The organism is [Borrelia] finlandensis, from assembly GCF_030438365.2.
Taxonomy (GTDB): domain Bacteria; phylum Spirochaetota; class Spirochaetia; order Borreliales; family Borreliaceae; genus Borreliella; species Borreliella finlandensis.
Map to the genome: position 1 here is coordinate 206,040 of NZ_CP124070.1, position 11,629 is coordinate 217,668.

At 26.3% G+C, this 11,629-nt stretch carries 8 protein-coding genes and 3 tRNA genes; 10 read left to right on the forward strand and 1 reads right to left on the reverse strand.

Going from position 1 to position 11,629, the window contains the following annotated elements:
- Positions 1-190 precede the first annotated feature (190 nt).
- The 3 genes from QIA19_RS01550 to QIA19_RS01560 all read left to right on the forward strand — a co-directional run bounded on the left by QIA19_RS01550 (position 191) and on the right by QIA19_RS01560 (position 1,937).
- Positions 191-263 (forward strand) — tRNA-Phe (locus QIA19_RS01550).
- Positions 264-285: 22 nt separating this feature from the next.
- Positions 286-358: transfer RNA gene (locus QIA19_RS01555), tRNA-Phe, on the forward strand.
- A 28-nt stretch (positions 359-386) separates the two neighbouring features.
- A complete protein-coding gene (locus tag QIA19_RS01560) occupies positions 387-1,937 on the forward strand; it encodes an HD-GYP domain-containing protein (protein ID WP_008882673.1) in 1,551 nt (516 codons plus the stop codon).
- A 3-nt stretch (positions 1,938-1,940) separates the two neighbouring features.
- Here QIA19_RS01560 and rsmD read toward each other — a convergent pair whose 3' ends face one another.
- Positions 1,941-2,510 (reverse strand): 16S rRNA (guanine(966)-N(2))-methyltransferase RsmD, encoded by a 570-nt coding sequence (rsmD, locus tag QIA19_RS01565; RefSeq protein ID WP_301365322.1) that lies wholly within the window; start codon positions 2,508-2,510, stop codon positions 1,941-1,943.
- 52 nt (positions 2,511-2,562) lie between these two features.
- On the opposite strand from rsmD, the gene QIA19_RS01570 reads away from it, so the two are divergent.
- The 7 genes from QIA19_RS01570 to QIA19_RS01600 all read left to right on the forward strand — a co-directional run bounded on the left by QIA19_RS01570 (position 2,563) and on the right by QIA19_RS01600 (position 11,625).
- Entirely contained in the window at positions 2,563-3,399 is an 837-nt protein-coding gene (locus tag QIA19_RS01570; protein ID WP_301365324.1) for a UTP--glucose-1-phosphate uridylyltransferase, read from the forward strand.
- Positions 3,386-5,131, forward strand: coding sequence for a BB_0208 family protein (locus tag QIA19_RS01575; RefSeq protein WP_301365326.1), 1,746 nt, complete (start codon positions 3,386-3,388; stop codon positions 5,129-5,131). Before QIA19_RS01570 ends, QIA19_RS01575 begins: the two co-directional genes overlap by 14 nt.
- A gap of 26 nt (positions 5,132-5,157) precedes the next feature.
- A complete protein-coding gene (locus QIA19_RS01580; protein WP_301365327.1) occupies positions 5,158-5,925 on the forward strand; it encodes a tetratricopeptide repeat protein in 768 nt (255 codons plus the stop codon).
- Positions 5,918-8,629 (forward strand): tetratricopeptide repeat protein, encoded by a 2,712-nt coding sequence (locus QIA19_RS01585; RefSeq protein ID WP_301365329.1) that lies wholly within the window; start codon positions 5,918-5,920, stop codon positions 8,627-8,629. Before QIA19_RS01580 ends, QIA19_RS01585 begins: the two co-directional genes overlap by 8 nt.
- Positions 8,630-8,635: 6 nt before the next feature.
- Positions 8,636-10,471 (forward strand): DNA mismatch repair endonuclease MutL, encoded by a 1,836-nt coding sequence (gene mutL / locus QIA19_RS01590; protein WP_301365331.1) that lies wholly within the window; start codon positions 8,636-8,638, stop codon positions 10,469-10,471.
- 18 nt (positions 10,472-10,489) lie between these two features.
- Positions 10,490-11,524, forward strand: a complete 1,035-nt coding sequence (locus QIA19_RS01595; RefSeq protein WP_301365333.1) for a coiled-coil domain-containing protein — start codon at positions 10,490-10,492, stop codon at positions 11,522-11,524.
- A 27-nt stretch (positions 11,525-11,551) separates the two neighbouring features.
- A tRNA-Ile gene (locus QIA19_RS01600) sits at positions 11,552-11,625 on the forward strand.
- The last annotated feature ends 4 nt before the right edge of the window (positions 11,626-11,629 follow it).

Below are 11,629 nucleotides of genomic sequence, written 5' to 3' on the forward strand. Positions count from 1 at the left end.
TTTAAAAAAATACTCAAAAAATATTTTACTACACACCTTGAAAAATTAATTAAATTTTTAGAATTGTCCATTTTAAAGCCTAAAAACTAGCTATAAATCATTTTTTTAGCACTACATTTGAAAGCTAAAATTTAAAAAGAGTTGACAAACATATATACTTATGAAAAAATTAAGGTACTAGAATAAAAATGCTGCTGTAGCTCAGTTGGTAGAGCATAGGACTGAAAATCCTTGTGTCAGGAGTTCGATTCTCCTCGGCAGCATACATTTGTTTAAATTACAATTGTCGCTGTAGCTCAGTTGGTAGAGCATAGGACTGAAAATCCTTGTGTCAGGAGTTCGATTCTCCTCGGCGACATTTATTTAAAGATTAAAAGGATCTCAAAGTGATACTTAAAGAAATAAAGCAAATAAAAGATCTAAGCGAACAAGACATAATTTTTTCAAGAATAGGAAAGTTATCAAAACTTGGCACAAGAATAAATGAAAAAATCATTAAAATACTTTCCAAAGGCAATACGCCATACATTCCTGTACTTAAAAAAGAAGAAGATGAGTCATATGAAGACCTTATAAAAAAAATAAATGAAGAAATTTTAAATGATGATCTTAACTATTTAAGAGAAAAGCTAATAGATAATCTAAAAGATGTATATAAGCCCTTTAAGGAAGACGATCCAATATTTATTACCAAGGGCAAAAAACCGCTCATGAAAATAAATACATTGATGGAGACTGAGCCTAATCAAATTTATTGGAAAGAAATATTGGAAGGAAGCTTTAAAATACTTCCAAGACATAAAATAACATCTTTGCAAAAAATTTTATTAGAAATATATCATTATTTTGATGTTAAAAAGCTTAGAACAAAAGAAAATCTTAAAGATAAAAAAACTTTAAAAAAATTATATTTATATTCTGCTAGAAGAGACTATGAATTTTTTAAAGGAAAAGTCAAAACAGAAGGTGATTCAATACTGCTACATTCAGTCGATACAACAATTTACTTTCTAATTACAATTGCAAATTTAAACAAAATAAGGTCTTTGAAAAATGCACCTCGTTCAACCATTAAATTTTTTCTTGATAAAACTGAATATACCGAATTTACAGAATTTTTTTATGCAGAAGACATGATACTACAAGCCGCACTTGGATCGTTGCTACACTCAATAGGATTAATGCATATAACAATATTGGAAAATATGGGTAATAAAATAAGCCTTAAAGACAAGAATTTTAAAGAACATCACAAATTAAAAATAGAGCACTTGGAAAAAAATATTAACATTGCTAAAAATTTGTTTAGAATAAGAGAAGATATTTCAGCTATTACAAAAATGATAATCAATGGGCAAAAAGACTACCTTGATGCTACTGGGCATCCGCAACTAAAAATCAACAAATTTATTCATGAACTTGTTAGAATTTTTTGTATAGTAGACACTTACGATGAATTGGTAAATCCAATCATAATTAAAGAAAGTGCTAACCCTTTAGAGACTGTTAAATTCTTAATAGAAAATAGTGGGAAATACTACTGGAGCAGAAAAGAGCCAAAAGAGCAAACAAAAAACAAAAAATTCGACATTAAAATGCTTGAAAATTTTTTAACAATACTTGCACCTTTTGATTATGGGCAAATAGTAGATGTAAACAAAAAAAATAATAATGAAAATCTTTTTCAAGCTGCTGTTCTGGAATACAAAATGGGCATTACGCCAAATCTATCTATAATAAACAAAAAAAACCAAACTTACAAAATAGAAGAAATAATAATGGATCTTGAGAACAAAGAAATTTTAATAAAAGATGCAAATGGAAATTATAAAAAAAATCCGTTAAACAATGTGGATGATTTTGTAATAAAAAACAGTATTTCAGAATTAAATAAAAATGAAATTCAACTCATTCCTTTTAGTTATGGAAAAAAATAAATCCTACAATATTCTCAAAAAAATAAGTTTTGATCCCCCATACCTTTTTAAATTATAAACTGAAAATTTTGATGTATTTATCTCCAAATCTTCACTAGAAGGATAATGCATAATGATGTTAACTTTATCATTTAAAATTTTACCCTTTAAAATAATCTCAAGCAGATTAATCTTATTTTTATAATTAAACGGAGGATCAAGATAAATAAAATCATAAAAAAGATCTTTTTTACTCAAAAAATCCTCTGCTCTTTGAAAAAAGAATTTATAAAATTCCTCAACAAAATTAAAATTCTTAACTAATGTAATTTTAATTTTTCTATTACATTCAACAAGATGAGCAAGACTAGCCCCCCTGCTAAGAGCCTCAATAGACATTATACCAGTCCCTGCAAAAACATCCAAAAATTTTGAGTTAACAATATCCTTAAAAATAATAGAAAAAAAGGCTTCTCTAACAAGAGACATCACAGGACGAACAGAGCCATTCTTGGGAAATAAAATCTTTTTACCTTTATATTTACCCGAACTTACATACATAAATAAAAATTTTAAAACAATTTTAAAAAACAATGAATATATAAAATTAAATTTTTGCTATAATCTTATTTTAAGAGAGAAAAATATGAAAGGCATTATTCTGGCAGCTGGGTATGGAACAAGATTTTTACCAATAACAAAAACAATTCCAAAAGAAATGCTACCAATTTTAAACAAGCCAGCCATAGATTATATTATTCAAGAATTCATTGATTCAGGAATAAAAGATATTTTATTTATAAGCTCAAGAAGAAAAAAAGTTCTTGAAGATTATTTTGACAGAGAAATTGAACTTGAAAATATTTTTTTAAAAGAAAATAAAAAAGATGAATTAGAAAAGATTAGAAGCAAAAAAATCAACATAAGCTTCATAAGACAAAAAGAAATGCTAGGAACAGGAAATGCCCTACTTTATGCAAAACCCTGGATAAATAGAGAACCTGTAGTTGTAGCTTACCCTGACGATCTTTGCATTGGAAATCCACCATTAAGCTTGCAATTGATCAAACTTTATGAAAAAACTGGAAAGAACATAATATCTATCATTGAAAATCCAGAAAATATAAATAGATACGGAGTAATAGATCTCTACAAAGACGAAATCCATGTAAAAAACATTGTTGAAAAACCAAAGATTGGAAGTGAGCCTAGCAATAAAGCATCTATTGGAAGATTTTTGTACAATTATGAGTTTTTTGAACATTTAGAAGAAGGATTCAAACTACATAAAGAAGGTGAATACTATCACATTTATGCTTTAAAAAAGCTAATGGATCAAAAAAAAGTATTATATAAAACCATTGAGGGGAAAAGAATTGACATAGGAACTCTTGAGGGTTATCTAGAGGCAATAATAAATTCTGCTAAAAAAGATAAAAATTTAATGGAAATTATCAAAAAAGGAATAAATGAAAACGATTAAAAAGGATTCAGAATTTTATGATTCCCTTGCCACATTAAAAAAGTATATAAACAAATATATAGAAGAAAAAGTTTTAAAATATGGCATTTCTTCCCAGCTTTACAAATTAGAAAAACCTGAAATAATTGAACTTATAAAAATTAGCAATGATTATGAAAAAGAAAAAAATGCATTTAACACTTCACTTGAAGAATACTACTACAAAAACACTAAAAATGAAGCAATTAAAAAATGGATATTAGAAATAGTAAGAAGCAAAAATTTTATTCAAATAAACAAAGAAGCTAATCTCAACACCAAAAAACTAGGAACAACATATAAACTAAAATCTAGCAACTTTTTAAAACTAATTGAAATACAAAATAGCCCTTATTATTCTCAAGAAAAAAAAGACATTTACAAGCAAATTATATTAAATTTTTCCAGCAATATTAACATTGACAGCCTAGAACAAACAATAGATATTCTGGTAGCTGTAAGAAACAGAAATAAAATTAAAATACTAAATATTTTAAATAAAAATTTAAAATATCAACCAGAAAATCAAAAAGTTTTTAAATCAAGCTTAACCAATAAAGAAAGTAGACTAATAAAATTAAAAAGAATGCTAATACTTACATATTGGCCAGTTGGGTGTTTGAGTAAAAACATTTTTATTAAAATTTTAATAAAACATTACAAATACTTGGAAGAAGAAATTCTAGCGCTAAAATACAATGAAATTTTAAACTACTTACGTGCACTAAAAACTTTAAGTCTTAATGAAATTTTTTATAAAGGTTCGAGTAAAAATATTAGCTTTAATTATTTTTTTAGCGATTTCACACAATACACTCCAAAAGATTTTCAAGACACATTAAAGTGTTATTTATATGTAATTGAAAAAACAATAACAAAAAAATATTTAACTTGGTTTTTCAAAGACAAAATATCTAACAATTGGGAATCTTTCATAGATGCGCTTGAGTACATTGAAAAACATAAATTAATTAACATAAAAGAAAAAATAAAAGAAATTATAACTGCAAAATTTCAAACAGAAGATTTTTTTATATCTTTTGACAAAACAAATTTCAACCCATACGAAAGCTCAATCTTTAAAGAAAGATACATTAAGAGTGCATTCTTAGAAATTATTATGCATTATGTCAAAAAAAATTCTCAGAATATAGAAACTTATGGCTGGATTGCATTCTATATTTATGCTGATAATAAGGATAAAAAAATTTTTTGTCAACGCATGAAAGAATTTTTCAAATCTAAAACCTTTGAAATACAAAATCAAATACTTGTATATTTTCTATCCTTTTACCCAAATATTGAATATAAGCATTTCAAATTTATATCAGACATACTACTCTACCTTGACGAAAATAAAATTACAATACCCAAAAAAATAATAAAAATACAAAAAATAAATCCCAGCCAACTAGATTACCAAAAATCATATCTTTTAATAAAATCACTAAAAACAAGATCAAGAATTTTAAAAATTATTCTCAAAAATATAAGATTTAATCTTATTGAAAAACTGGAAGATGAAAATGGAAAAAAATTATTACCTGCAATGTGCTATTTAATATATTGTGAGAATCTGGTAGAATTAAAAAACAATAGAAAGATAAAATCTAATGAAAAAAATAGTTTATTAGAATTTATTTCTTTTTTCAAAACAAAATTGAAGCAAAAAATAAATTTTAAAAAAGAGCTTATGAAAGCTAAAAGCATTTAATCTAAAATAAGTATAATGGGAAAAGAATGAGGATTTATTTATTTTTAAATAAAAATTACAAGATTTTTATTTTATTTTTGATTTTAATATTAAATTCAAAATTGGCATATTCTCAAAGGCTAATTAGAATTGGCAAAGAAGAGATGAAAAACAAAAATTATATTCAAGCAATCGAAACACTAAGTGATGCTATTAAAAAATACCCAAAAGTACAACTCGGCTATTACTTTTTATCAATAGCATACAGAGAAAATAATCAACTAACAGAAGCAGAAGGAGCATTGCTTGATGGAATTGCAGTAGGAGGTGAAATCGACTACATACTATATTACGAATTAGGCAACATAATGTTTAACAGAGGGGAAGGTTACTATCCTTTAGCAATAAAATATTATTCTAATTCTATTAAAAGTAGACCTAATTATGACAGCGCGCTACTAAACAGAGCCAATGCCTATGTTCAACAGGGCAAAATAACTTCTAAAGAAAAAGAATACCAAAAAGCTTGGGACTCTTATACTATGGCTATCCACGACTACTCTCAATTTATTACCCTTAGATCAAAAACAGAAAAAAAAGATAGCATTTTGCTTATAATAAGTTATTTAAGAAATGAAAAAATTAATCTTGAACAACTTGACAAAAGTTTGAAGGGGCGAACCGAGCATATTGTATACGCGAAAGAAAATAAAAATCAAATACTTAAAGATAGTTTTAAAGACAACCTAGAAACGAATTCTTTAATTGAGCTAGAAAAACTTAATTGGCAAGAGGAGTTATACATAGATGAATAAAAAACATACAAATTTTTCGGTATTATTGCTTTTAATTTTCTTACTCATCTTATCATTTGGGGGCTTTGGTTACTATATATATCAAAGTAAATTAAATGACAAAAATCGAGAAATAATGCTAAACGAAGTTAAAAATAGCGTAATAGATCGAAACTATAAAAAAGCATATTCTGTTGCAAAACTTCTGCAAGACAAATACCCCCAAAACGAAGACATTGCAATGCTTACAAATACACTAGCAGAAATTGCCAACAGTAGTCCTTTTGAATCAAAAGACTTGCAAAGAGATTCTGCGAATCAAATCTTAGACAAGATTAAAGGTCAAGACAATACAAAAACAAATGTAAACGAAAATTTTGATATAGCATTTAATAATAGATACATCAAAGACAGCACAATAACAGAAAACTACTCTGACAGAAACGATGATGTTGGCATTGAAGATGAAGACATATCTGAATTTAAAAAAAGTAAAATCCCAGAAAAAATAAAACCAAATACAAACCCAAAAGAAGAAAACCAAATAATACAATCTCCAAATCCCAAATTGAGTGTTAATGACCAAAAAAATTTATTTAATTTGGAAAAACTAAAAAAAAAATTAAGTGAAAAATCAAATAGTGAAAATATTTTAAACAACTCTCAAAAAATAGAAAATGATAAGCAAAACACAAATTTATCCAAAGAAAAAAATTCGGAAAATATTTTAAAAGCTCCAGACAGCAGTAAATATCCAAACAATAACAATGCTACATCTTTAAAAAAAATTCCTTCAAATTTCCAAAAAGAAAGCGAACTTTCTCCGCCCAGTCAAACAATAATAGGGAAAATTTACAGGCCATATAGCTACTTAATAAAAAAAGAGCTCTATGAAATATTAGACGATATTAACACCGGGAGAGTCACACTTGGAAAAAACAGATTAAAAGAATTAATTAAAAAAGGTCTAAGCAACAAATTTCAAAAAGTAAATGAATTGATTGAAAATTCAAAAAATAAAGAAGCTTCAAATTTACTATTAACCTTAATAAAAAAAGATATTGAACCAAATCTCATTAATATACCAAAAGATCCTTACAAAAAAGAAATTTTTCAATTAGATAAAGAAGACAAGAAGCCTCAGCACCTAGAGGACCTTAAATCCAAAGTTCATTCAATAAAACCCACTGATCTTGAAAACACAAAATCACGTCAACAAGCCATTAAGAATCTAAACGAATTCTTAAAAAACAATCCCAATGACGCTCAGGCCTCTAAAACCTTAGCTCAAGCTAATAAAATACAGCACCTGGAGGACCTTAGATCTAAGGTTCATTCAATAAAACCCACTGATCTTGAAAACACAAAATCACGTCAACAAGCCATTAAGAATCTAAACGAATTCTTAAAAAACAATCCCAATGACGCTCAGGCCTCTAAAACCTTAGCTCAAGCTAATAAAATACAGCACCTGGAGGACCTTAGATCTAAGGTTCATTCAATAAGGCCTATTGATCTTGAAAATACAAAATCACGCCAACAAGCCATTAAGGATTTAAAAGAATTCTTAAAAAACAATCCCAATGACGCCTGGGCCTCTAAAACTTTAGCTCAAGCCTATGAAAACAATGGAGATTTGCTAAAAGCAGAAAATGCATACGAAAAAATTACCAAACTCACAAATACCCAAGAAGATCACTATAAGCTTGGAATCATTAGATTTAAGCTTAAAAAGTATGAACACTCAATAGAATCATTTGATCAAACAATAAAGCTCGAACCAAAACATAAAAAAGCATTTCATAACAAAGGAATAGCTTTAATGATGCTAAATAAAAACAAAAAAGCAATAGAATCTTTTGAGAAAGCAATACAAATTGATAAAAATTATGGCACTGCCTACTACCAAAAAGGAATAGCAGAAGAAAAAAATGGTGATATGCAACAAGCATTGGCAAGCTTTAAAAACGCCTACAATCTAAACAAAAACCCCAATTATGCATTAAAAGCAGGAATAGTATCAAATAACTTGGGCAACTTCAAACAAAGTGAAGAATATTTAAATTTTTTTAATGCCAATGCAAAAAAACCTAATGAAATTGCTATTTACAACCTATCAATAGCAAAATTTGAAAACAATAAACTTGAAGAATCTCTTGAAACAATAAACAAAGCCATCGATTTAAATCCAGAAAAAAGTGAATATTTATATTTAAAAGCATCTATAAATCTTAAAAAAGAAAATTACCAAAATGCTATACCACTTTACAGCTTAGTAATTAAAAAAAACCCTGAAAATACTTCAGCCTATATAAACCTAGCAAAAGCATACGAAAAATCAGGAAATAAAAGTCAAGCAATCTCAACTCTTGAAAAGATAATAAACAAAAATAATAAATTAGCCTTAAACAATCTTGGGATACTTTACAAAAAAGAAAAAAATTATCAAAAAGCAATTGAGATTTTTGAAAAAGCAATAATCAATTCAGATATTGAAGCAAAATATAATCTTGCAACCACTTTAATTGAAATTAATGATAACACAAGAGCTAAAGACCTTCTAAGAGAATATACAAAATTAAAACCAAACAATCCAGAGGCCTTACATGCACTAGGAATAATAGAATATAATGAAAATAACAATGATCAAACACTAAGAGAACTTATAAAAAAATTTCCAAATTACAAAAAAAATGAAAATATTAAAAAAATAATAGGAATATAAATTTCAATGAACAAAATAAGATTCTTAGATAAATACTTGGTTCAAAAAATAGCAGCAGGAGAATCAATAGACAGGCCATGTTCAATATTAAGGGAATTGCTAGACAATTCAATAGATTCTGGAGCTACTAAAATTGAGGTTTTTCTTGAAGAAGGGGGAATTCACAAAATCTTAATAATAGATAATGGAAGCGGAATAAGTAAAGAAGATTTAAAAATCTGCTATCTACCACACACTACTTCAAAAATATCATCAGAAGAAGATTTAAGAAAAATAGAAACTCTAGGCTTTAGGGGAGAGGCTCTCTCTAGTATTGCAATTTGCTCCAACATTTCAATAACAAGCTCAACAACTAGCAATGAAAGCTATCAAATAGAAGTAGAAAATGGAATTGAAAAATGCTTTAAAAAACAACCTGCCATAAACGGAACAATAGTAGATGTCACAAAAATATTTCACAACTTCCCAGCAAGGAAAAGATTCTTAAAGCAAGAACCCATTGAAACAAAAATGTGTCTAAAAGTTTTAGAAGAAAAAATAATAACCCACCCCGAAATCAATTTCGAAATTAATTTAAATCAAAAGCTAAGAAAAATTTACTTTAAAGAATCCTTAATTGACAGGGTTCAAAATGTATATGGAAATGTAATAGAAAATAATAAATTTAGGGTCTTAAAAAAAGAACATGACAATATAAAAATAGAAATATTTTTAGCACCAGATAACTTTTCTAAAAAAAGTAAAAGACATATTAAAACATTCGTCAACAGAAGGCCTATCGATCAAAAAGATCTCTTAGAAGCAATAACTAATGGACACAGAAGAATACTTTCTCCTGGCAACTTCCCAATATGTTATTTATTTTTAGAAATAAACCCCGAATATATTGACTTTAATGTACACCCTCAAAAAAAAGAAGTAAGATTTTACAATCTTCCATTTTTATTTAAACTAATATCTGACAATATTAATAATTTTTTTGATAAAAACATAAATAACTACCAAGACATAATAATAAAAAGACAATTAACAGAAGATGATCATTTAATAGAAATGACAAACCAACCAGAAAACTTTAATAAAATCAACACATATGATATAACACAAAACAATAATTTAGAAACAGAGGATAATGTAAACGAGCCAAACAAAAACATAACACAAAGCAATATTGACCTTAGAAGGTACAATTCAATTATACAGAATAGACCAACACTCAGGGAAAACATTGGAAACATTTTCTCTGACAACTTTTTAGAATTTGAAGAACCTCCAAATAAAAATGAAAAAGAAGAAATAAAATTTAACTATATTGGACAAATATTCTCTGAATTTTTAATCGTTGAAAAAATAAATGAAATTTACTTCATAGACCAACACGCAGTTCATGAAAAAATAATATATGAAAAACTTAGAAATTCAAAAAAAATTGTTCAAAAACTTCTAGTACCAATTGAATTCACAGTAGTTGATAAAAACACAGAAGAAATTATAGATAGTGAGATTGAAGAATACAAACAAATGGACATTATAATCTCTAAAATAGGCTCTAAAAAATATCAACTTGAATCTATTCCTAATATTTGTAGTCAATATGAAAATACTCTTATTAATTTTTTTCAATCAAGAAGAAGCAGGACAATAAATTCTCTTGAATCTGACTTATACGCAACTATTGCCTGTAGAAAGGCTGTTAAAAGAAATGACATGCTAAGCGTTGAATTTAGTAAATTTTTAATAAATGAATTTTTTAAACTAGAAATCAAACATTGTCCTCATGGACGAAAAATTTATTACAAAATATCTAAATTTGAGCTTGAAAAAAAAGTTGACAGAGCATAAAATAAAACCAGAGTTCCCATGATAAAAAAAATCAAATCAGAAGTCAACTTGTTAAAGATAGAAAAAGACAAAAATTTAATTGAGCTTGGAAAAATATTAAAAAATAATAATGTAGTAGAATTAAAAAATTTAAACCACTATCCCAATTTAAAATTAGTAGAAAAAGAATTGTATCAAATGAAAAGCAATTTAAGCAAATCAGAAGAAAATGAAAACATATTAAAAAATTTAAACAAAAAAATTTATATTCTTAAAAAAGAATATAAATCTACTAGTAAATCATATAAAAAAAACCTTAAAGAAATTGCTAAAACAATCATCGAAATTTATCCTCAAAATCTAGAATTAATATCCAAATACAATATGAATTTTTCTAAATTGAAACTTGAAAAATATAAAAAAATAGAATTAGCAAGCGATCATAAAACAAAAAATTATTTACAAAGAATAATGATTGAAGCTAGCTCAACAATAAACAATATTATTAATATGATAAATGTATATAAAATATCAAAAGAATTTGAAAAGCAGGTATTCACAAAATATTACCCTTCTGAAAACTTTGAAAGTATAATGAATGAATTTTCATTAAATAAAAAGTTAAACAATGTAATTGTTAAAGAATTTAAAATAATAAATGAAATCAAAATAAATATAAAAAACATAGAAGAAGAAATAAAAGGAATAATATCTACAAGCAAAAAAGAAAAAATATACAAAAAGAATAAAATAAAAAACGAAATCAATGTTATTACAAAAAACAAAGAAAACATTTTAAAAAAAATTGCTGAAGAATTTATTGAAATCACAAAAAAAGATAAAATGACAGCCAAAACCAATGCAATCAGCTCAATAATTCAAAAAATAGAAAAAATAAACCAAAAAATATTAAACTTAAATAATGATTTACTAAAAATAACAAAACAGGAAGAAATAAAAAACATTCAACAAAAGATACAAGCCCTAACAAAAGAAAAAAATAAAATTAATAACAAATTAGACGTATTAACTTCTAAAATAGAAGTTATTCAAAATGAACTTGACAATGAATAAAAAATAAATATAATAAATTAGAGCTAAGGGCCCATAGCTCAGTTGGTTAGAGCACCCGACTCATAATCGGTAGGTCCCAGGTTCAAGTCCTGGTGGGCCCATTTT